The organism is Aliikangiella maris, from assembly GCF_040719265.1.
GTDB classification, from domain to species: domain Bacteria; phylum Pseudomonadota; class Gammaproteobacteria; order Enterobacterales; family Kangiellaceae; genus Aliikangiella; species Aliikangiella maris.
This window is the reverse complement of the sequence record NZ_JBFDAH010000032.1, coordinates 1-22,111: the sequence shown is the minus strand read 5'-3', so window position 1 is coordinate 22,111 and position 22,111 is coordinate 1. Positions and strand designations below refer to the sequence as shown.

Annotated in this window: 21 protein-coding genes; 1 reads left to right on the top strand and 20 read right to left on the bottom strand. The window is 37.9% G+C overall.

Annotated features, from left to right (window positions below):
• Nucleotides 1–112: 112 nt before the first annotated feature.
• From ABVT42_RS19740 to ABVT42_RS19725, 4 genes are all read right to left on the bottom strand, one after another.
• Nucleotides 113–367 carry a DNA-binding domain-containing protein gene (locus ABVT42_RS19740; RefSeq protein WP_353897643.1) on the bottom strand — a complete coding sequence of 85 codons (255 nt, stop codon included), beginning with the start codon at nucleotides 365–367 and terminating at the stop codon, nucleotides 113–115.
• A 671-nt stretch (nucleotides 368–1,038) separates the two neighbouring features.
• Nucleotides 1,039–1,281, bottom strand: a complete 243-nt coding sequence (locus ABVT42_RS19735) for a hypothetical protein (protein WP_353897642.1) — start codon at nucleotides 1,279–1,281, stop codon at nucleotides 1,039–1,041.
• A gap of 300 nt (nucleotides 1,282–1,581) precedes the next feature.
• Nucleotides 1,582–3,642 (bottom strand): S8 family serine peptidase, encoded by a 2,061-nt coding sequence (locus ABVT42_RS19730; RefSeq protein ID WP_353897641.1) that lies wholly within the window; start codon nucleotides 3,640–3,642, stop codon nucleotides 1,582–1,584.
• A gap of 389 nt (nucleotides 3,643–4,031) precedes the next feature.
• Nucleotides 4,032–8,090: a helix-turn-helix domain-containing protein gene (locus ABVT42_RS19725; RefSeq protein ID WP_353897640.1), complete on the bottom strand. Its 4,059-nt coding sequence runs from the start codon at nucleotides 8,088–8,090 to the stop codon at nucleotides 4,032–4,034.
• 1,645 nt (nucleotides 8,091–9,735) lie between these two features.
• On the opposite strand from ABVT42_RS19725, the gene greB reads away from it, so the two are divergent.
• Nucleotides 9,736–10,215, top strand: a complete 480-nt coding sequence (gene greB, locus ABVT42_RS19720) for a transcription elongation factor GreB (RefSeq protein WP_353897639.1) — start codon at nucleotides 9,736–9,738, stop codon at nucleotides 10,213–10,215.
• Between the two features lie 15 nt (nucleotides 10,216–10,230).
• Here greB and maoP read toward each other — a convergent pair whose 3' ends face one another.
• The 16 genes from maoP to ABVT42_RS19640 form a co-directional block, all read right to left on the bottom strand.
• Nucleotides 10,231–10,641: a DUF413 domain-containing protein gene (gene maoP / locus ABVT42_RS19715; protein ID WP_353897638.1), complete on the bottom strand. Its 411-nt coding sequence runs from the start codon at nucleotides 10,639–10,641 to the stop codon at nucleotides 10,231–10,233.
• 239 nt (nucleotides 10,642–10,880) lie between these two features.
• Nucleotides 10,881–12,377, bottom strand: coding sequence for an FMN-binding glutamate synthase family protein (locus ABVT42_RS19710; protein ID WP_353897637.1), 1,497 nt, complete (start codon nucleotides 12,375–12,377; stop codon nucleotides 10,881–10,883).
• 39 nt (nucleotides 12,378–12,416) lie between these two features.
• On the bottom strand, nucleotides 12,417–13,031 hold the full coding sequence (locus ABVT42_RS19705; RefSeq protein ID WP_353897636.1) for a LysE family translocator: 615 nt from the start codon (nucleotides 13,029–13,031) through the stop codon (nucleotides 12,417–12,419).
• A 345-nt stretch (nucleotides 13,032–13,376) separates the two neighbouring features.
• The gene (locus tag ABVT42_RS19700; protein ID WP_353897635.1) at nucleotides 13,377–14,819 is read right to left on the bottom strand and encodes an aldehyde dehydrogenase; all 1,443 of its coding nucleotides are present in this window, start codon (nucleotides 14,817–14,819) and stop codon (nucleotides 13,377–13,379) included.
• A 28-nt stretch (nucleotides 14,820–14,847) separates the two neighbouring features.
• On the bottom strand, nucleotides 14,848–15,639 hold the full coding sequence (locus ABVT42_RS19695; protein ID WP_353897634.1) for an SDR family oxidoreductase: 792 nt from the start codon (nucleotides 15,637–15,639) through the stop codon (nucleotides 14,848–14,850).
• A gap of 689 nt (nucleotides 15,640–16,328) precedes the next feature.
• Nucleotides 16,329–16,676: a DUF2846 domain-containing protein gene (locus ABVT42_RS19690; protein ID WP_353897633.1), complete on the bottom strand. Its 348-nt coding sequence runs from the start codon at nucleotides 16,674–16,676 to the stop codon at nucleotides 16,329–16,331.
• A 182-nt stretch (nucleotides 16,677–16,858) separates the two neighbouring features.
• Nucleotides 16,859–17,332: a hypothetical protein gene (locus ABVT42_RS19685; RefSeq protein WP_353897632.1), complete on the bottom strand. Its 474-nt coding sequence runs from the start codon at nucleotides 17,330–17,332 to the stop codon at nucleotides 16,859–16,861.
• Between the two features lie 8 nt (nucleotides 17,333–17,340).
• Nucleotides 17,341–17,757 carry a hypothetical protein gene (locus tag ABVT42_RS19680; RefSeq protein WP_353897631.1) on the bottom strand — a complete coding sequence of 139 codons (417 nt, stop codon included), beginning with the start codon at nucleotides 17,755–17,757 and terminating at the stop codon, nucleotides 17,341–17,343.
• Nucleotides 17,758–18,279: 522 nt separating this feature from the next.
• Nucleotides 18,280–18,621, bottom strand: a complete 342-nt coding sequence (locus ABVT42_RS19675; RefSeq protein WP_353897630.1) for a hypothetical protein — start codon at nucleotides 18,619–18,621, stop codon at nucleotides 18,280–18,282.
• A 92-nt stretch (nucleotides 18,622–18,713) separates the two neighbouring features.
• On the bottom strand, nucleotides 18,714–19,196 hold the full coding sequence (locus ABVT42_RS19670) for a hypothetical protein (protein WP_353897629.1): 483 nt from the start codon (nucleotides 19,194–19,196) through the stop codon (nucleotides 18,714–18,716).
• Between the two features lie 19 nt (nucleotides 19,197–19,215).
• Nucleotides 19,216–19,536 (bottom strand): hypothetical protein, encoded by a 321-nt coding sequence (locus ABVT42_RS19665; protein ID WP_353897628.1) that lies wholly within the window; start codon nucleotides 19,534–19,536, stop codon nucleotides 19,216–19,218.
• A 488-nt stretch (nucleotides 19,537–20,024) separates the two neighbouring features.
• Nucleotides 20,025–20,354, bottom strand: coding sequence for a hypothetical protein (locus ABVT42_RS19660; protein WP_353897626.1), 330 nt, complete (start codon nucleotides 20,352–20,354; stop codon nucleotides 20,025–20,027).
• A 10-nt stretch (nucleotides 20,355–20,364) separates the two neighbouring features.
• Complete coding sequence (locus ABVT42_RS19655) at nucleotides 20,365–20,523, bottom strand: hypothetical protein (protein ID WP_353897625.1); 159 nt, start codon at nucleotides 20,521–20,523, stop codon at nucleotides 20,365–20,367.
• Nucleotides 20,524–20,621: 98 nt separating this feature from the next.
• Complete coding sequence (locus ABVT42_RS19650; protein WP_353897624.1) at nucleotides 20,622–20,966, bottom strand: hypothetical protein; 345 nt, start codon at nucleotides 20,964–20,966, stop codon at nucleotides 20,622–20,624.
• 67 nt (nucleotides 20,967–21,033) lie between these two features.
• Entirely contained in the window at nucleotides 21,034–21,354 is a 321-nt protein-coding gene (locus ABVT42_RS19645) for a hypothetical protein (RefSeq protein WP_353897623.1), read from the bottom strand.
• 108 nt (nucleotides 21,355–21,462) lie between these two features.
• A complete protein-coding gene (locus ABVT42_RS19640; protein WP_367024280.1) occupies nucleotides 21,463–21,915 on the bottom strand; it encodes a hypothetical protein in 453 nt (150 codons plus the stop codon).
• Between the last annotated feature and the right edge of the window lie 196 nt (nucleotides 21,916–22,111).

The following is a 22,111-nucleotide window of genomic DNA, read 5'->3' as shown; positions in this document are numbered from 1 at the left end:
TAGATAGTTGCCCAATGCCAATGCTATGAATCAATTCGAAGTGCTTTTCGCAAGTTGGTCAGCTAGGGGTAAAAACATCCCAAAGTCATTGATATTAATGACGGCTTAGACGTTAATCTACATAAAATGGATGTCGCTCTTTATATTTTTCAATAAAAATATCAGCCTGTTCCTGAAGCATTTCACCGGTTACCTCAGCCCCCAGAGCGTCTTGCTCATCTAACCAGTTCATTACATAATCGCTCACTAAAATTGCTTTTGAGTAGCAAAGCTCTGTTTTTTTTACATAAATACTGGGACGTAAAACACCACCGGTTTCATACTGAAAGCACCAGTAATAATTCAACTTTTCAAACTTGTAATCCAACCAAAAACCAAAAAACATTCGACTAATTATTGTAGCTAAAACTATTCCTACAGATAAATAAATTAAATATTTTTCTCGACTTCTTTTGTTTTGAGTTCAAAAAATCTTTTTATAGAAAAGTATATAAAATAAAAAAACAAAGGAGTCAACATTAAGGAAGATAAGTACAATCTCGACACTTCTACATAATAACTATGTTTGTGTGAGCATAATAATACCTCATTAAAATCAGATAATATGAAGTTAAGATTATAATAAGTAAGACCAGCAAATATTAATAGCATTAATATTGCCAGCATCTTCATTTTAAATTTTTCATCAATATCAATGTAAATATTTTCGTTCATTATAAATTTATTTTTATATAGGGAGAGTTTGTTAAACGAGAAAGAAAACCATGTGGTTCTTCTTGTGCAGTGTTTAGTATTTTTTTCCTTGAATAATACCAAGTTGCAGTATCATCAAACAACATATTAAGACGATGAAACCCCACCAAAAATAATGCAGGGCCTGGCTCCGGCTTGGTTAATTTTTATTTTACTAAGAAAATTACCACCTCGATACAAATCGTCAGCTAATATTGACAAGGTACGAAAATCACTAAAAATAGGGACTAGTAAACCTGATGACTGAATACTTTCACTATTATCATGCCTTAAGGTTTTTATTTGTTAGATTTTTTGTTGAATAGACAAGCGAGAACGCTTATCGGCTCGAATGACTTTTTCGAGGTGATTAAGTAAATTCAGATTAGTCGCCCCTGGATTTTGCCGTTTAAAATTAACGACATAAAAGTCTAGATAATCTTCGGCAGACATAACAACTAAAGTATGCTGATTGTTTTTTAATGCGTTTTCCAGTTGGGTTCTGGCGTTTTGTTGTTGCAGATTGTATATAATTTGGTTATCTAACAATACTTAGATTAGCTCAGTTTAACATTTTGATTTTTTCAACCGACGCAATTTTGCAGGTAGACCTTTCGATAGCAAAAAAAGAGCAGCGAAAGCTGCTCAAAACACCAAGATCAATGGTTGGGATAAAAACTATTTTCCAACACTATGAAACACTTAAGAAAATTTTGGGTAAACACTCATTACATTTAAAAATTTAAAAATAAAACTAAAAAAATAGTTAAAAAAGAACAGCCCGAAGGCTGTCAAATATCTCGGGACATCACGTGCTAAGAGATATATTACGGTTGTTATTAACTATTATTATTGGCAATTACTTACTAACGTCCAGTAACCGTAGTTGGTAGCTGGTGAGAAGTAGAACACGTTAGTATTGGCTTTATAGCGCTTACCTTGATAGATAACCTCGTCACCTGCAGAGTAGGAAGTTGATGAATTCCAAGCAGGGATTCCTTGACAAGTGTTGCTTGATGAATCCAGTTTACCTACGATGCTAGCACCTGAGTATGCTGAATAAGCGTGAACCATAATGTGGTAAGTACCAGCTTGGTTCAGGTTACAAGCTTCGCTGTTACCTTCTTTGTAAGGACGGCAATCATAGCTGTCCATAGTTGGCTCACTACCTAATTTCACATAAAGATCCAGGTCTCCGTTTCCACCAGAAGTGGTGATAGAACCCGTTTTTCCTGAAGGAACAACAAAAGTGAAGTAAGCTTTTTCATCAGCTTGACCACTGATTTGAACTGCTTCACCGTCTTTTAATTGACCAGGTGGTGGTGGTGGTGGCGTACAATCTTTTTCACAATTATCAGCATATGAACCCGTTAAAGTCACACCTGAGAAAGCAGAATAAGCATGTAATCTAACCCAGTATTCACCGCCAGATTCAAGCGTACAACTTTCTTCATTACCTTCTTTGTAAGGACGGCAGTCATACTGATCGTTAGTTGGCTTGCTACCTTTCAATACATACATATCTGCATCACCTGAACCACCAGAGATTGCAACAGAAATGTCAGTTGCTTCTGTAGGAACGCTGAAACTGAAGAATAACTCTTGGCCTTTTGAAGCAGATAAATCAGCAATTGGCTTACCATTTTCTAATACTTCATCAGTTGGGCAGTTTGGCTCACAACCTGGATCATCGCCTTCACCAACGCGCAACAGTTTATTAGGAGAACCAGCCAGATCAGATAATACGCCTGACGTTGCACCGTTTAATAACGCTTGGAAAGTTTGTGAAGGAGATGAGTTAGGGTTGCTTTGTAAATGAATTGCTGCCGCACCGGCAACGTGTGGAGAAGCCATTGAGGTTCCGCCCATTGTGCGTGAACCATTGCTGTTGTGTGAAGCAGAAACGATGTTGATACCAGGTGCGAAAATGTCAACACAGCTACCGTAGTTAGAACCCCATTGAGAGTTGTTTACACGGCCATCATTTTCAGTTGAAGCACCAACAGTGATTGCAGAATCAACTCGAGCCGGTGAATAGTTACAAGCATTGGCACGGTTGTTACCCGCAGCAACAACAGTCACAACACCAGCGCTAACCAGGTTGGCAGTCGCTTGGTCAACAGAACTGTTTGTACCGCCACCTAAACTCATGTTGGCAACAGCAGGTTGTTGTGCGTTTTCGGCAACCCAATCCATACCCGCAATAATTCCTGACCATGAACCAGTTCCATCACAGCCTAATACTCTCACTGCGTGAACAGTCGCTTTTTTAGCTACACCATAGCTTGTACCAACAGCCGTACCAGCAACGTGAGTTCCGTGACCTTGACAGTCTTGAGGAGTATTATCATTGTCGATAAAGTCAGCACCGTTACCAACACGTCCGCTGAAATCAGGGTGGTTTGCATAGATACCTGTATCTAAAATATAAACGTGAACACCTTCACCAGCATTTTCTGGATAGTTGTAGGTATCATCCATTGGCAAATTAGCCTGGTCTACACGATCTAGTCCCCATGAAGGTGGGTTATATTGTGAACCAGCAACAGAAACAATTGTGTCTGCTTCAATGTAAGCAACATTAGGGTTGTTACGCAGGCTTTCTAATTGAGCGTTATCGGCTTTAACCGCAGCACCTAACAGGGCTTTACTGTATTGACGCTTAACTTTAACACCTAAATTTCGTTGTACGTTGTTAGCAAAAGAGGTTACGTATTGCTGAGCAGTAGCACCACTGGTTAGAGCAGCATCTTGCTTTAATACAACGATGTATTGATCTTGAATACGGTTTTCAGCGTCTAATTGATAGACAGGGGCTTGAGCGAGTGCTGTACCAGCGCCTAGTACACCAGCTACTCCTAAAGCAGTGGGAATCAATTTCCACTGTTTATTTTTACTGCTAGTAGTCATTTTATTTTCCTCTTAGTGAATTATTCTTCGCTAATAATGCGTTTTTATAATGATTAAGTTCATCGCGTACTCCTTTCCATTCTTAATAAATCTCAATTAATTAGCGGTCATTGAGGTATGAAAATGCGCCATTTCATACAAAAACAAGTAATTTGGCCGATTTTTGTCTGAAATTTGAATTTTAGGTCAGCTTATCGGACAGAATTTAAGACTTTGAGTGTTTTTCAACCTTATATTGCTCTCGTGAATATTACCAATGCCTAACAGCATGTCAGCTTTTCGGAATTTAGTACTCAGAGGAGCAGAAAATATCAATTCGGTCTCAACTCACTAATTGCAAATACAAGTTATTACCAAGCAATTGCAACCTATTATCAGGGGGTTGAATGCTATTTGATCTGTTGGTGCTCAGAAGGAGTAACTTTAAAATGCTTTTTAAAGCAGGTTGAAAAGTAATTTCGAGAGGTAAATCCGGTCATTTTATACACCTGATTCACCGGATAACCACTGCGTAACAACTTAAGAGCTTTGGTTAAACGGTAATGGCGAACATATTCTGCTGTCGTCATATTAAGCAACTTCTTTAATTTACGGCTTAAATGGCGCGAACTCAGGTGCAAAGAATAGGCAATTTTTTCGACGTCGAGTGACTCATCAGCACAATAGGTTTCCAAATATTCATTTAAGCGACCAAGAAGTACCGAATCGGTTGGTAAATCCATTATTGGCGCAGCTTTGCTTTTGGATATTACCTTTTCGATCAGTGCGGTTTTTACTCGCTCGGGCTGCTCGACGGGTTTAGTGGCCTCGTCAAAAATCGCTTGTTCGGTTTCAGTTGGCTGATTATCTTTTATTAATTGATCGACAAAGTTAATGATATGCGGCATAACCGGGGAGGATAACGCCAAAGGCAATAACAAAACTCGCTCAAATCGCTGGTCAATGCCAGCGTTAAACCACTCAGGATCAGTAGAACAAATAATCACCGTCAAACCTAACTGCTCTGCTAGCCCAGCTAACTGCTGAGGCAGTAATTCATTAAAAGCTTCGACAAATACCACCAGCAACCGCGATGTTGATACCACATCAAGAGCAATAGCTTCATGTTTAAAAGTACGAAGACCAAGCGCGCCATTGGTCAGCCTCTCAGTCACGCCATCTTTACCATCGACACTAGCGACAGTGCTTCCATTCTCAGCATTATTTTCGTTAGATTGTTCAAAATCAGCCTGAAATGATTCAATATCAGTAAAAACTTTAACCGGATAATAATTTGCCAACCTCAGTGCCGATTGCGTCTGACTACTTAAATTCACTACATTCAACTGCAAATGATGACGCCGATTCGATTCCCAAGAATATTCAACACTAGCCGTTGACTGACTTTCATCGGCAGTTACATTTTCACGCCACCGTTGAGCCGCAGGAAAGGTAATTTGCCATGAAAATAGCATGTCTGAAAAGATTAACTCGCTCCCCATCCCCAGGTGCCGCCCACAAGTAACCAGTAAATGCGCCAGTGTTCGGCACAAATCGACCATCAATAGTAACGCTTGATTATCAGACTTGCTGAATTTGACTACGAACTTTAATTCAGCCCGGCGTGCGCTGGTTTTATTTAAAGAAACATCCAGCTTTTGATGCGCCACTAAAGTTAATAAAATCTGAAAGATATTAAAATGGTGACCGATCAAAACTTCGGAAACTTTACCCGAAATAATATTCAAATTTTTAATTTGAAAGGCTTTAGTATCTGGCATCATAAATTGAGACAAGTGCGTTGTCATCAATTTGGCAACCAATGGTTTGAGATCGACAGAAGCCTGAGCATTCACATACCGCAATTGATTGTTTGAAATATCACCAGCCAATTGCACCAGCTGTGTCATTTGCCAATGAAATTCAAATGGCTTATCCGACTGCATTAATACAGGCTCAAGCAACTGATTAAAGTTAGTCATTTGTATTTCGATTGCCAGCGCGATTTTCTGGTTTATCGACTGCTGCAACCGAAGCTCTTGGGTGCGACTGTCACTCAAGGCAATGACATCAGAATCAAATCGTTTTTTTAAATGACGCAGTTTAAACCCAACGACAGCGAGTAATGCCAATAAGCTGGCCAGAATAAACCAATAATATGCAGGCGCAAGCTCAAACCGATGAATTGCTTTAACTGGAATCGATAAGGCCAAAATAAACTTATCATCAAATATATAAGCACTTCGCAATTCAATCAGATTTTCGCTGTGCTTGAATTGCGCATGGTTAAGTGAAATTTCCCAGTTGCTTACTGGCAACCATTCTCCTTCATTTAAGCGATACTCGACCTTAATTCTGCCGCTCATGGCAATGCTCACGGGGGCAAGAGATAATGTCATGGTATCGTCAGGGTGAAGCTGAAAATCATTACTAAGTTGATAGAAATTATTCACTCGATTGTCTTTTGCGGAATAATACTCGACGTTGGTCACTCGAATCGTATTGTCAGTTTTTAAGTTTTCCAGCGCCTTACTGTGACTGATTTGTAGGAGGCCTTTAGTTGAAGAAAACAGCAACTCGCCCGTTTTTTGCACCAGGCCTATCGAGTTATATTCTTCACCAATTGCCCCATCCTCACCGCTGTAACTCAACACTTCTCCGGTTGAAATCTCATAGGCAAGAATATTGGTACTGCCCGCAATCCATAATTTGTTATCGCGCAAAATTAACGCATAAAATGCCGTTTGCTGATAATCAACCGCGCGAAAGTGTGGCGTTAGTGTTTGTGTTACCGTGTTATATTCGAATAATTCATCCGCAGAGAGGATCCATAAAGTATCATTGTCATTACTAATAATCGTATGCAATGCCTGATTTTGACTCTTTAATAAATCCAACTCTTCAATAGTCCCATCAAGTAAATCAATTTTAATGAGGCTGCCATGTGAGCTAGTGACATAAATATGTTGTTTATGTTTTACAATGTCGTGATAGATAGCATGATTCCATTGGGGCCGCCAGTTTTGCTGGTCACGCATTAGCGTTAATTCGTTAGTTGCAACGTCCATTGAAAAAATACCAAATGCACCGCTAACTCCCCAAATTTTCCTGTCAATCTTAATCATCGCATGAACATTGGTTAATGCTTGCTGGGGATTAATTTTTATTCGCGAAAACTCACCAGATGTCAGAGAAAGCCGATACAAACCATTAAATGTACCAATCCACAATCGATCATTTTCAGCAATTAGCTCTGAAGTACGTCCAAGAGGCTGATTATTATTTTTCTCAGTTAATTGAATTTCTTGAATCGTTGTCTCTGGCGAGGACTTGTAAAATATTTTGCCGCCACTAGTACCAATAAATAGTTTCCCATTCACATCCTCAGCTAGCGAAGTAATTGAAAAGGGCAAATCAGGACTATTCTCTCTTTGATAATTGAGTACTTTAAAATGCTGAGCTTTACGACTTAAGTACCTGACCCCTGAGTTAGATGTGCCAATCCACACCCCATCTTGTTGATCGATAAACAAACCATAAATATTGCCTTGGGTATCATATGCCAGTTCGGCATTTTTTAATTCTGCAAATGTTCGAATATTTTCTGTCAATTTTAGCGTATAGACTTTGTCAAACGTTGCCATCCATAAAGTATTATCCGAATTTAAAGAGGCACGAAACGGTGCGGTATGAATACCTATTGATTGATAATCCGTTTTATCAACCACTTCTAAATCGGTATTTAAGAAAAACAATTCGAATTGAGAAAAGATAATAAATCCCTGTTTAACTTTAACCAGCGTATATTGAAAACCATCTTTTAGAGCTTTTGGCCAACTTTCTTTAATTTGCCAGGTTCCATCTTCATTAAGTATTCTTAATCCATTAGTTGTTGCCAACAGTAAACGGTCAGCAAACTTATAGGATTTCATCATATACCAGGTAAATCGTTCTTCACCTTCATAAGGAATGCGCTTAACCACTTCTCCAGCATAATTTAACTCAATCGCTTCCTTATTATTAAATACATACAGTTTATTTTTTAAACTGATAATACGCGTAAAGTTACGAATTTCATTTTCTGGTTGCAGACTTTTAATAGAAACAAACTCTTTAAAAGGTTGTCCCGGATCTCGGTAAAAAATGTTCAGCCGACTAAATATCCATAAACGATTATCATCTGCCAGTTCCAGGTCCATGACTTCATTTTCAGGAATAGGAAACTGTTCAGAATGGCGAAGGTATTGAATAATATGCTCGCCATCAAAGCGATTCAGGCCATTATAAGAGGCTATCCAAATATACCCCTCACTGTCTTGAATAAAGTCAGTAATAGTATTTTGAGTGAGACCATGCTTGGTGGTAATTGGTTGTAAATTATACCGAAACTGTTCCGCAGATAACTGAGTTAGCGCAAAAAATAAGTTTATCAAAAGCAAAAAAAAATATTTTTTAATAACACCAGACAAGCTATGTATACCTCAATAAAGATACCTGTAAAACATTTCGCGCAATAAAAACAACAAACCAAGATACTATACAGAATATATTTCAGATGGCAAACGTACATATTTAATATATTTAATTTAACAATACCTTAAATTCAAATTATTTTTTTCAGTTGAAAAATAATTTCATCTGCAAACAATCTTTTTAAAATGAAGCATAATCTTAAATTTTTTCTATTCTATTTAGCAATTTTTTTTAACCTTTATATTTAAGTCTAGCCAATAAAACATAACTCCATAAAACGTCATACAAAACAATTTTTGTATAGAAAACATTATGAAAAATTTAAAACAAAACAAACACTTTTAAACATATAATTTACAACTGAATTTTGCTGTCAAAAAAACGGCACTATCAAACCAATAATGATTGCCATTTGGGCAAAATGCATAATTAAAAATCACTTTGCTTAAACAAATTACTTTTTTATAAAATTTGCAAAACCAGGAAAGCACTTTTATTTGCTCAAACCCTTTCTTGAATAAAAATATAAAGACAAGAATCGACTTGTTTAAAAGCAGCAGCAAAGGCAAAAAATCTGCATTTTATTTTAAGGCAATACATTCTCAAAACAACACATTCTATATTAAATCTACTCAGCAGAACATTTAAATAAGGCAAGCTTATCAAATATGACTCCCGACTCGTTACACCAAGCTAGCTTATTTAAAGTAGTCCACCATTAAATACAGTTTTAGTTTTGAACAGTTTATTAAGTGAATAAATATACAATACCGTTCAAATAAGTTATATAAAAAATTATTCCTTATTTTTAATAGCTAACAAGCCAATCATTGAAATTTAGCTAATACCCTTTATCCCAAACGAGTCATCTTTTGTTACTTTTATACTCCAAACCACTAATTTACCTATCTGACTTTTGCACCTAGGATTGCATGGCAAAATATTATTCATTGTTAGTTCATTCAATAATATTTGAAAAAATACTAATAAAAATTTAAAACCAATAAGAGGACATTTCATGCAAAAGTTTTTTAATTTCATTTTTCTTGGTGAGTAGTAAAGAAAAGTACAACCAAATAATTCAAGTAATACTCAAAATAGTCTGACTGATCACTCTGAGTATCGCAGCATTAACCAATTTGCAAGGCAACTACAGCAGCTAAAAGAAGACCTTAACTAAAAAGGTATAACATTAATCGGTTATCCATAAAATAAAATCCCGTTAGTAAAACACGGGATTTTATTGTCGACCATTTTTAGCGAAACGCTTGTATATTATGCTTTAAAATACTTCATTGAAGAATGAGTAGAAATAATATCTACCTGTCATTAATTAAATAAAATCAGCAATAATTAACATGGCTTCTAAAAGAATAGGAAGAGCGAAGTACATGGTATGATCCTCTCGGTTAAATAAATAAAAATTAATGCAATAAAGCTATATTTTAATTAACTCAGCTTATAAATCAATTTCAGCAAGCGATATTCAATACCATTCCTTGCCAATATTTGTATTGCTAATCAGCCAATCACAGTCAATTAATCGCAACAGCTCAATGATTCGATTAATTCTTTTATTTCATTCACGTGCATGGTAATCTTTTCGATTGGCAAACTTTTACCTTAACCATTAGCTAATTTATGTCTCGATCAAATTTAATTACAGAAGAAGGCGCGGTCAGGCTTCGTAACGAACTGGCAGACCTTTGGAAAAATAAAAGACCTGAAGTCACAAAAGCAATAACGGCGGCGGCAGCCGAAGGTGATCGCAGTGAAAATGCAGAATATATTTACCGAAAAAAACAGCTGCGAGAAATGGATCGACGCATTCGCTATTTACAAAAGCGTACCGCGGAAATGCAGGTCATCGAACATTTACCAAACGATCAGTCAAAAGTATTTTTTGGTGCTTGGGTTGAACTGGAAGATGACAACGGACAAAGCATTGTTCATCGTCTAGTTGGCTCCGATGAATTTGATTTTAAGCCTGAATACATCTCGATTGATTCACCACTTGCCAGAGCTTTACTTAAAAAGCAGATAGATGATGAATTGACCGTGAGCTTACCAATTGGTAAGAAAACTTTTTACATTCAGGCTATCTGGTATAAAAACAAATAAAAATAACGCTGGGACCTAACAGGCCTCCAGCATATCTTCTTCGTCGTCATCCCAATCTTTATTCATCATTGACGTATCAATATCTTCAAGCAGAAATTCATCATCATTCATAGACTGCATATTTTTATCAGACTGAATCCAACTGCCAGCAATCGAAATCAAATGACGTTGATAAGATAAATATTTCCACCACACTTGAGTTTCAAAACAGTTATCATACTCACCTGACTTTATCGCTTTAACAAAAGCTAAATCATCAGTAGAAGGATCAGCAACTTGCTCTTCAACTAACGCTTTAAACAAATAACCTTTTGATTCTAACAAAGCGCTTTCTTTATAAGTAAAAACACCAGAGCGGGAAAATCCATAAGGAAATTTTTTATTGTCATAAAATGGTTTGCGACACCAATAAGCGCGATTTTTCATTTGATGTAACCTCTTTACGGGAGCCTGAGCCCAGGCAACTGCCCGCAAGATTACGCCTAACTTTTTACCGGTTTATGACAGGCAGACAGTTGGTTAATATTTAATATAAATGTAACGCTTAATTTAGGCAGCCCGTCACAAACATCAGTACTATAGACAATAAACGAAAAAGCAATAAATAAGAAAACAACAAATAAAAAACAATAAGTAAAACACGAAACAACAAACATCGCGCAATGTTATCGCAAGTTTTGATACAACTGATTTAGCGGGACAGAAAAACCATTATCTAAAACAATTCGTGCATGTTCGCGCGATAGCTCTCGCGGTTCTTTAACACCGCATGAGTGCGCAATTACGCCCACGGCATACATCATGTTTTTTGCATAATGCGCCACTCGCTCAGATTTTTCAGTAACGACTAACCCACGTTGAAGCCGCTTATCATGCGTTGTGATACCAGTTGGACAAGTGTTTTTATTACACTGTAATGATTGAATGCAACCCAAGGCAAACATAAAACCGCGCGCACTGTTACAAAAATCGGCACCGACACATAATGCCCACGCCACATCAGCAGGATTGACCAGTTTGCCCGACACAAACACTTTAATTCGATCACGCAAACCAAATCGTTGCAGTGCATCTACCAGCATTGGTAAAGTTTCTCGAATGGTCAGTCCCATATCGTCCATGAGAGTCATGGGCGCAGCCCCGGTACCGCCATCAGCACTATCTAAAGTAATAAAGTCAGGTGCGCGGGCGATGCCACGTTTATTAATGGCTAACATTAATTCATCAAGCCATTCAGGCGAACCAATAACGGTTTTAAAGCCAACCGGTTTATCAGTAACTTGTCGGATATGTTCCAACATGTCGAGTAGCTCATCATTATTTTTTATTTCGGGATGTCGATTAGGACTAATTGAATCCTGTCCAACTTTAATGCCACGAATTTTAGCAATTTCTTCGGTTACTTTATCGCCAGGTAGAATTCCCCCTTTACCCGGTTTAGCGCCTTGCGCCAGTTTAAGTTCGATAAGTTTAACCTGCGCGTGAGCCGCAACCGCTTTGAGTTTTTCATCGTCCAGTCGCCCTTCATCATCTCTGACTCCATATTTAGCCGTACCAATCTGAAAAATAATATCGGCGCCACCTTCCAGATGATGCGGTGACAGGCCGCCTTCTCCAGTGTTCATCCAAATGCCTGACTTGGCAGCCCCTTTAGATAAAGCCCGAATAGCTGGCTTTGATAAAGCACCATAACTCATTGCCGAAATCCCAAAAAAAGCGCTGGTTTTCCAAGGCTGGCCACACCCTTCGCCAACAATTATTTCACGTGGCGAAACGGCATCTTGGTTAAGTGTTGGATAAGGACTGTTAACAAAAAATATATTGCCCGGTTTTTTCGTATCCCGGCTTGAACCAAAAGCAATGGTATTATCGAGATCTTTAGCTGCGCGATAAACCCAACTTCGCTGCGCGCGATTAAAAGGCAACTCTTCACGATCCATTGCAAAAAAATACTGTCGAAAGAATTCCCCCAAGTGCTCAAATAAATATCGAAACCGTCCAATAACCGGATAGTTTCGCTTGATGGCGTGTTTGGTTTGTAATTTGTCGTAAATATATAGACCAATAGTCAGTAAAAGACTGATACCAAGAACGATAATAAAAATCAGTGCAGCCCACTCCATAAAGTTTATCACCAGCACTTGCGTTTTTTCAGAAAGCATTCGAATTACCTTGAGTTATAAAAGAGAGCATCCGCTCGATTAGCCCAAAAACAGTTTAAAGGCGATAAAAATCAAAAAAATCCCCATTCCCCAATCAAAATAATGGCCATGGGTTTGATACCAGTCAAGTACCTTCTTGCGTGAGAATACCCAAGCCACCACCACAAACCACAACATGATATAAACCACAAGCCATAACCCATACAGACTTTGTATCCACCATGGCGTAGTTTGGCTGACGATACTGGTAAACAGGGCAAGAAAAAAGACCGTGGCTTTTGGGTTAAACACATTGGTTAAAAATCCCTGATAAAACGCTTGATGATTTTTTAACGAAACACTTTGAGGCTGATAATTTTTCGCAGCTCGCTTAGCGCGAGATTGTAATGCCTGCCAAGCTAACCACAAAAGATATATAGCGCCAATTATTTTAATACCATTAAATAGCATTTCAGACTGGGACAGCACCACGGCAACCCCCAACACGGTATAAACGATATGCACCGAAATACCGCAGCCAATACCGATGGCAGTTACGACACCAGCCTTTTTACCCGCACTGAGGGTATTGCGCAAAACGACAGCAAAATCAGCTCCTGGGCTAGCGACGGCGATAATATGGGCGATTGTCAATAATAGAAATTCATTTAACATCAATAATGCGCTTTAATGATCTGATACCAGATTGATGGGTGCCATAGAGTCAAATAGGCTTGCGTCAGCTATACCATTCAATCATGAAACAGAATTTTTATTTTAATAGGCGGGTAAAGTAACGTTGAATAAGCTTGAGGTCAATCATTGGGAGATTAAATTGACCTCATTTTGAGAGAAGAGAATACAAGCTGTCAGACTTTAAATACTCTCTGACATCTCTTCTTTCAAAGACTCCCTCTTGAGTCAGGCACTACATACAGTGTCTTCGAACGCGCTTTTCTTCAAACACATTAGTCCCTGAACGTGTTTGCCCCTGAACAAGTTTAAAAACGGATGATGAATTTAATACTTAATACAGATATTTTTGGGTTCAGTAAAAAAGCGCATCGCTTCATACCCGCCTTCACGTCCAACTCCTGAAGATTTCACCCCGCCAAACGGCGTACGTAAATCTCTTAAAGACCAGCAATTCACCCACACAATTCCAAAGTCCATATTTCGCGAAAAAGTATGGCAGCGCTTAATATTATTACTCCAAATTGAAGTGGCCAGTCCGTACTCTGTGCCGTTTGCCAGCGCCAGTGCCTCTTCATCGGTATCGAAAGGCTGCAAGGTACAAACTGGACCAAAAATTTCTTCTTGATTGGTACGACATTGAATATCGAGCCCTTCAATTATGGTCGGCTCAACAAAATAGCCTTCGGCCAAACGGCCAGGTAATTCAACACGGCTACCACCACATAACACTTTACCGCCTTCTTGTTTAGCCAGCTCAATATAAGATAAAACCTTTTCCATGTGCGGCTTTGAAACCAGCGCACCATGCTGAGTCGATTCATCTAATGGATCACCAATACGCAGCTTACTGACTCGCTCTACTAAAGCTTTTTTAAATTTGTCATAAATACTACGTTCAATATAAATACGTGAACCACATAAGCAAATTTGGCCTTGATTAGAAAAAGCTGAACGCGCCACCTCTTTCACCGTCGCTTCAAAGTCGCAGTCGGCAAACACCAGCGTAGGATTTTTGCCACCTAACTCTAATGATGTTTTTTTCAATAATGGTGCGGCAACAGCAGCAATCGCTTTACCCGTTGCACTGCCACCGGTAAAACTAATTGCTTTAATAGCCGGATGCTCAACAATAGGCCCACCAATAGAAGCGCCCGTGCCGTGAAGTATATTGATCACCCCTTTAGGAATACCAACCTCAATACATAATTTGGCAAATAAGTAAGCCGTCATTGGGGTAATTTCTGATGGTTTTGCGATAACACAATTACCCGTTGCTAACGCTGGCGCAATTTTCCAGGTAAATAAATAAAGCGGTAAATTCCAAGGCGAAATACAACCGACAATACCAACGGGATCACGCAACGTATAGTTAACCCCAACAGCCCCCATGCTATGACATTCACTAGAAAACTGAGTTGTGGCGTTGGCAAAAAATCGAATATTCGCGGCGCTGCGGTAGCTATCAACAGCCTTGGCAAATGAAATCGGCTTGCCGTTATCGATAGCCTCCGCCTTGGCAATCTCATCACCCGCGTTTTCTATCGCATCGGCCAGTTTACTCAACAAGTTAGCTCGCTGCTCTGCAGGCATATCAGCCCATTCATCTTTCGCGGCCTTTGCAGCGGCCACCGCCATTTCTAAATCTTGATGGTCTGACTGCGGAATCTGTGAGTAAATTTGTCCAGTTGCCGGTTCATAATTATCAAGATAGTTACCACCGATAGGATCGACCAACTCGCCATTAATATAATTTTGTATTTTTTGCATGTTTTATTCGCTCTTGGTAACTAACAGATTAGAGGCTACTGGTACGGCCACCATCAACCGGGATACTTACACCAGAGACATAACTAGCAGCAGGTGAGGCAAGAAATGCGGCAACATTGGCAAATTCTTCGGGTTCACCAAATCGTTTCATTGGGATTATTGATTTTTCTTCATCAATAACAGCTTCAATGCTTTTACCGGTTTTGTTAGCTTTATTTTGAATAATCGCTTCTAAGCGCACGGTATTGGTTGCACCTGGCAGCACATTGTTAACCGTAATACCAAACTCGCCCAGTTCATTTGCCATAGTTTTTGCCCAGCTGGCTACCGCACCACGCACGGTATTAGAAACCCCCAAATTGGGTAAAGGTTGCTTAACACTCGTTGAAATCACATTAATAATGCGCCCATAGCCGCTGCTCTTCATGCCTTTCAATAAAAGCTGGGCAATTTGGTGATTATTGATAAGGTGCTGCTGAAAAGCGTCAAGAAATGCCTCACTCTCTGCCGCATTAGCAGGTCCAGGAGAAGGGCCACCGGTATTATTAATTAAAATCTGATATTCAGGCACGACCGATAATTGAGATTCCAACGCACGAACCACCGCTTGTGTGTCAGCGAAATCGGCACAAATCGCAAAGTGCTCTTGAGTCCCATCGTTAGGTAATTCGGCTTTAACTGCATTAAGCTTTTCAAGATTACGCGCAAACAATGTGACATTTGCCCCTTGTTTAGCTAATTGAATGGCAATTGCTTTTCCAATCCCTTGAGAGCTACCACAAACTAAAGCGTTTTTATTTTTTAGGTTTAAATCCATCATTCTCTCTCAGTGTTTTAAATTTATATCGTTTGATTGAATTTTATTAAATAATTCTCATCACATAATTGGCAGATATTTAAACTCAGCTTTTCATCTCAGTTATTAGGAGACACGTTTATTATTGAATATAAAATCAATTTTTAAGCTACTGATTTGCTGCAAATATTTGATATTTACTTTATAGTAGCTCATTCAATCAATCAATAGTCAATATTAATCCATTGATTGATTTCAATTAGACTATTTTAAATTATATTTATTTTTGTATTCAAAACGTAAGGGTCCTATAGGGAGTTTATTCTGTTGATGAAATTGGCATTTTGTCTATCCATTCTAGCCATTGTATTATTGACTAGTTGTAAACCTAAAGTATTAAGTAGTCTCCATCCAGACATTTCAAGTAGACTAACAGAGCAGACAAATTACTTATTAATTGGCTTTGAATCTAACTATCCAGTCAATTAATTATAAATGGTGCGAGAAAAATTCAGCTAGAAAACTTTGATCAGTATCAAGGAGTTAATTACTTTTTAGCAGCCATACCATCTGGGGAATATTTTATTGAGCAAGTCAATATTGATAATTATTTAGACTATGATTTAACAGACCAGAAAGAGCTGTGGCGATATACTATTTAAAAAAAACAAAATAGTTTGAGCGAGGACGAATCTACGCAGCTAACAAACTTTTTAATCTACAAAAGAAAATTTTAAGTAATAACTTTTTTCAGGCTCAACTTTTATTTTTAAGTCGCTTAATGCCAGAGTCCAACTTAGTCCAGGCTCTAGCCCAATAACATGCTCACCTGGAGTTAGCTCAACAAAATTATAACCACTATTTCTAAGAGAAAATTTTTCGACGCCATCGATTAGCACATTCGGATAAGTTCCACACTGAAAAAACCTATTCTGGCGATACATATAAACGAAAGCTTTATCTGGCGACACAGAAGTTAGCCGCGAATAATATGATCCCGAAGCGGGAGTTGCGCATCCTACAATGACAATAATAACATTTAAAGCTAAAAAGAATTTCATGCTGGGTTTCTCTTACCTCAACAACGCCACCTGTGAGTTGACTATACAGCGAGATGACTTTATCTAGGTCGACATATAGATAATCAAATAGATTCAAAGTTTACTTCTTCTGCTAAGATCGCCTAACGCCACAATAACCGAGCGGAGCTAAGCGTGGTATTGTGAGCAAAGCGAACCACGCTTTAGCGAAGTCCGGTTGATTGTTTTGTTAGAGATTGCTTTATGCTAGTAGGATTTACCATTACCAACAATTTCTTACTCTCTGGAATTAACGATGAGTTGTTTTTTAATGCCATTTCTGTAAACGAATTCATTGTAAATTCGATTATTGCTGTATCTATTTGACTAGAACCAGACCAATTTATTTCTTTTATTTCCCCCTGTTCAGACAGCTTATATATAGCCACATCTGGATATTCATCAAACGTTGAAACACTTATAAAATATTGGTATTTACAAACACCATGCGTTTCTATGAAGCAGTTTTCTTTGTATACAGGAGAACGATATAATCTGACGAATAAACTCTTTTCTACATTTATAGAGTAGTCATTAAGGTCAACAATTTCTCCAAAAGATATCGCTTTCGTAAACTCGGTATCGATGCTTGAACATGATGATAGTACGATGACCAAAAGCAACATTAAAAATTTCATTTAATCTCCTAATTGACTGAAAAGTGTATGTGATCAGCATGCCCTGAAACGTTGTGAGGATTTCCTAACTTTTTCTTAAACAGCGGGCCGAAATTCTCTCGCCTGTGAACGAAAGATTCAAATTTGTTCTGTAGTGCGTCTGTAATTGCTTTAACAGTGGAGTTTGATGGATAAAATACCGACATTTTCATACCGTTAATTCGTGATATGTCAACAGCTTTTCCTGCGCCTTGAACATGCCTGCTTGGAAAAGTATGTTGGTCATTGGCGGAAGATATATATACTTTGGTTAATATATGTCCTGATGCTAAATTTGTACTAAGAACATGTCTTAGTACATCTATTATTTTTTGGTCTACATTTTTATTTACATTTGATGAAAATTCAATCAAAACACCATTTATATTTCCTGGAATAGTTGGCACATTTTCTTCCTTCTGTATTGATCTCTAACGCCCTAAGCTGTAGAAAATTAAGCGCAGAAGCGGTTATTTTTTCTGCAGACTTTTATTGTTAACGATTTACATCTGAATATTCGAGAAGTATGGGTACGCAACGCAACCTGAAAGAAAAATCCTCACCTCTTTGCCTGTAGCGTAGGCCGACAGTAAAACACTTACAGCCGTTTTGTAACCGCTATCTGCCGCGGTAATCCTGTACCAACCGTTGTATTGGCAATTATCGGGATTAACTACAGGAGTATCTAGTTGAATTGAAAATGTATCGTTATTTCCTGAGTGTTGAGTCCAAACTTTGGTAATCTTCGCGGGGCCAATCCATTGCCCAGCTGCTAATAACTTTCCAGATAGTAATATCGTTAATATTAAAACTATGTATTTCTTCACTTAAACTTAATCCTCTTATAAAAGTTAACGCTTTGCTAACTCGTTAAATTGTGAGTGGCTTAGCGAGTAATTTATCGAGTTCAGCAATTTGTTATATTCAACCTATTCGACAACTAAATACTTGAACCCACGGATGGAATTAAAAGTCTGACCATCAAATTCGACACATCCATCAGAGTACCCTGAAACTTTCTTTCCTGACATATATGCTGCGAGCAATAAAGAATATGCCTTATCATAGTTTGAGTCTGAGCTTTTTAGAACTATGGCATCGCTTCTAGTACATTCATTTGGATTTGGCCAATTATCTGCATACAAGAAAAAACCACCGGTCTGAAAAGCAACTTTCGTTATTTTATTTGGCTGCAGACCACCACCAGCAACAGAAACACTACTGAATATAAATATCGATACGACAACAAAAGATTGAATTACTTTATTCATTTACAACTCCTAGTAAAATTTAACTTTTATTAATATAACGCTCGCGTAATTCGAGAGGTGCGCTTTTCGCCGAATCGACATTCACACACTTGTTATACATTTTTACTTCGCGATTGATGATGAAGAAATAAAACCAAATTCTTAACAGTAGTTACCTTGTTAAAGTAAGGATTACTTTCTGGTTCCTCAGTATCAATCCCGAGACGATCCGCAACTGCCCAATAAATGTAATCAAGCTCTTCAGTGTCTATCTTGTAGACATCTTCGAAAACATCATCAGCCTTAACAGGAAAATATTTGTCATTGTACTTTCCTAAGCATTCTTGTACTTCATTCCAAACTTCGCGCATAATTTTTGTGTCTACCTTTCGATAGTCGAATGAACGTGCGTATTCGCAGATATTAGGTTCTCCGCGTTCCAACGCTATTTTTGTCATTCGCTTCTTATCGATAATGCTCACCATTACTCCGACAAAAACAAACGCTAAGATAATATAAAGTATGTCCATAATTAGTATGTATAACGCCAAGCGCATTCGCAAATTTTCGTAGCGCTTTAATTTGTCAAATGCCACGTCTGCTTACATTTCATTTTTACTGGTCACTCAAAAGGTGAAGGTGTGTCCCTACGCATCCTGTGTCACCATCATTAAAATGAAACTTAATTCTTTTTCTACTCATCATCGCTGCCAATAGAGTTGAATATACTGCTTTATTATTCTCTACATCTGATTTTTGCCATTTTAGATACGTACCCGCAGGACATGTGGCATTCCCTGCATCCAAGCTAAAAACAATTGTACTTGGTAGATATGTAGGCTCCAAAAAAGTTACCTTTCCTGTAATATTTTCTAAAGCCCATGACGTAGTACTCAATGTTACTAGGATAATTGAAAAAAATATTTTTAATATCATTGTACAACTCTTCTTTTGTTGATGTAACGCCTAATTCAAAAATTCAGGTTGTAGTTTAACCTGAATATTTTGCAATGTATTGTTAGGATCCTGTAGATGTAAGCGCATCATCAGCCTCCTTCCACTTCGTCAAAGGTAAGAAACTAAAGGCAATTAAAGTACCAATCGGAAAAGTAATCAGCATAAGAACCCCAACGCCGACAGAGACTTTTCGGGAAATCTCACTCCCCCGTTTAGCTCCGTATGCGAGAACCAAATGTAAGAACGTTGGTAAAGTAAATGTAATTGGAATTCCAATTCTCCCTGAAGGAGTCATATCTTCCCACGTCCAATACATAAAAAGTAAAGCAAGAAGAAAAACTATACCTGCGAGCCACAGGTGAAATTTATATAGCTTTAATTGGTTTGGATGTACTTCGACCAACTTCGAGATCCTAACGCCTCAAGCAGAATTGCGTTGTTCGCATATGCTGCCTTGACTGGTTATTTTATTTTGCCACAATATGCTTTAGGCTCTCAGTTCCCGAAAACACGTCACATCTATCGTAACCACCCAACCATACATCTTTTTTAGACGCATAAGCCGCTAATACAACAGATAATGTCATCTTTCCAGACTCTGTGCTTCCATCGAAAGCATATTGATAGTTATTATTAGTTTGGCATTCAGGAGTATCAGTTGCTTTATTACTAACCGTAATTAAGACATTATTTCCATAAGCTGGCCCCACTAAAATTTTTGTAATCTTTGTAGGTTCTACACTACTGGCGTTTACGTTAAAACTAAACAGTAAAATTAGTATTAAAAGATTTTTCATTACTTCTCCATTAAAATAACGCTCGTTTAATTTGGACAGATACAAAGGCGATATTTGTATTTGAACTATCGTTAATCCACAGCTCTGTGACTTTGCCTTTAAGCGGAGGCGAAGCATTTACTAATGCAGGTACGAAAGTTATAGCAAGTGCAAATACTAGGTTCTTCATTGTTTCTCCATTTTTGATATTCTTGCATAATGCTTTGCTAAGCAGACAAAATCACATACAACGTAGCGATTGAAGGTCTGCTTGAGCTAATTGTTAAATTAAAGTGTTGGATTTATTACCATTATATACCCTGGCGTTGGCGTGTTACTGTAGGTAGGTAATGACGCACATGTTTGATTATTGGCAGAGTTATATTGAACTGTTATATTTAAATTATCTTTTACTGCAGTTAGCAAATAAGAAGCCCAAAGAGAACATTTAACCGTATCAACATCTTTTATATTACAAGCTCTTGTCCAATCATTTCTCCATTTAGCTTTGAATACAACATCTCCATTATTAGCTACATATACATTATCTACTTTACCTGTGCAATATATTGAAGCACTTGCAACACCACTTAACAAAAATAATAATAAAGCCAAAAACAATTTATTTTTCATGAGTATCCTTTTATATATTTAACGCCGAGTTTTGCAGTTCATCTGCAACAACGAATTGTTATACACCCTATGATGAAGATGGGTGAACTTGGTTTACTTGACAATAACCAGATGAACCTGACGCATATACTGTGACTTCTTTATTTAGAGTCCAAGCTGCAAGAGTCAGTGAAATCATTGCCGTTTTTTCTTGTTTAATCTCCATCCATTTAGTTGTAGTAGTGCAACTTTCGGGGACTTCATCTGCAGCTATGCGAACTAGGATTCCAGAATTAATACTTGTAATGTTGGTTATTTTACCTGTGACAGTAGTAGGGCCAACAACTGCATATGATTTTGTTGATAATATCAAAATAAATAATGTGAAAGTATACTTTACGATTTTCATAATTAAAGTTTAAACCTATTTTATTGTTTCATGTATAACGCTCGGTTGTGCGGCAATGAACGAGTTCGCGAGTGAACTGTCGCGACACCAACCGCTTGTTATACATTTTTAGGTACAAGAATATTCAATGTACCATCCATTTGCCAATTTATAAATTTCAGTAAAATCTTCGCCATTGTTTCGCTTTCCTCTATAAATTGGAATTTCACCCGAACTTTTTACGTATTCAGCCGAACATCCTGACACAGCTAAACCAGACCGATAGGCCAGCAAATAAAATTTTTCAGGCTGACAATGTGTAATGCGCTCCGTATTTGTTGCTTTAAATAAATTGATATATGAGTCATAACGATTAGGAGTAATTGAAACGTCTTCTAGAACCTGCTCTAAAGTCAATTTATTTTGGTAATTGCTTCCATAAGTCCATTCTCCTGACGACTCCCAAAAGCCACCTATATGATCCAGCCCAACGGAAAAACACTTCTGCCCTTGAAAATCCTCCTTAACCATTTCAGTCAGCTGAGTATAGTTACTCATTTTCAGAGCGAAATTTTGTCTCATATTCTCGAAGTCCGGTTCAGAGTGACATCCGAATAAGACAAGAGTTATGATTAAAACGAAAGTTTTCATGTTTCTTTTTTTGTATAACGCCGCGTTCACCGGCTTGTCCGGTGCAACGCTTTGTTAACTCATAGAGACTCTCGCGAAAAGTTTAAAATTTGTTCGCCGTACTGAGCAACGGCCTTCTCCTTTAATG

What these genes read in the sequence shown, in the direction of transcription:
- maoP (WP_353897638.1), bottom strand. Translation starts at nt 10,641, where the DNA reads ATGAAAAATCGCGCTTATTGGTGTCGCAAACCATTTTATGACAATAAA.
- ABVT42_RS19690 (WP_353897633.1), bottom strand. Translation starts at nt 16,676, where the DNA reads ATGAAATTCTTTTTAGCTTTAAATGTTATTATTGTCATTGTAGGATGC.
- ABVT42_RS19700 (WP_353897635.1), bottom strand. Translation starts at nt 14,819, where the DNA reads ATGCAAAAAATACAAAATTATATTAATGGCGAGTTGGTCGATCCTATC.
- ABVT42_RS19710 (WP_353897637.1), bottom strand. Translation starts at nt 12,377, where the DNA reads ATGCTTTCTGAAAAAACGCAAGTGCTGGTGATAAACTTTATGGAGTGG.
- ABVT42_RS19695 (WP_353897634.1), bottom strand. Translation starts at nt 15,639, where the DNA reads ATGATGGATTTAAACCTAAAAAATAAAAACGCTTTAGTTTGTGGTAGC.
- greB (WP_353897639.1), top strand. Translation starts at nt 9,736, where the DNA reads ATGTCTCGATCAAATTTAATTACAGAAGAAGGCGCGGTCAGGCTTCGT.
- ABVT42_RS19650 (WP_353897624.1), bottom strand. Translation starts at nt 20,966, where the DNA reads ATGAAAAATAAATTGTTTTTGGCTTTATTATTATTTTTGTTAAGTGGT.
- ABVT42_RS19655 (WP_353897625.1), bottom strand. Translation starts at nt 20,523, where the DNA reads ATGAAGAACCTAGTATTTGCACTTGCTATAACTTTCGTACCTGCATTA.
- ABVT42_RS19665 (WP_353897628.1), bottom strand. Translation starts at nt 19,536, where the DNA reads ATGATATTAAAAATATTTTTTTCAATTATCCTAGTAACATTGAGTACT.
- ABVT42_RS19660 (WP_353897626.1), bottom strand. Translation starts at nt 20,354, where the DNA reads ATGAAAAATCTTTTAATACTAATTTTACTGTTTAGTTTTAACGTAAAC.
- ABVT42_RS19730 (WP_353897641.1), bottom strand. Translation starts at nt 3,642, where the DNA reads ATGACTACTAGCAGTAAAAATAAACAGTGGAAATTGATTCCCACTGCT.
- ABVT42_RS19705 (WP_353897636.1), bottom strand. Translation starts at nt 13,031, where the DNA reads ATGTTAAATGAATTTCTATTATTGACAATCGCCCATATTATCGCCGTC.
- ABVT42_RS19645 (WP_353897623.1), bottom strand. Translation starts at nt 21,354, where the DNA reads ATGAAAATCGTAAAGTATACTTTCACATTATTTATTTTGATATTATCA.
- ABVT42_RS19675 (WP_353897630.1), bottom strand. Translation starts at nt 18,621, where the DNA reads ATGAATAAAGTAATTCAATCTTTTGTTGTCGTATCGATATTTATATTC.
- ABVT42_RS19640 (WP_367024280.1), bottom strand. Translation starts at nt 21,915, where the DNA reads ATGAGACAAAATTTCGCTCTGAAAATGAGTAACTATACTCAGCTGACT.
- ABVT42_RS19685 (WP_353897632.1), bottom strand. Translation starts at nt 17,332, where the DNA reads ATGAAATTTTTAATGTTGCTTTTGGTCATCGTACTATCATCATGTTCA.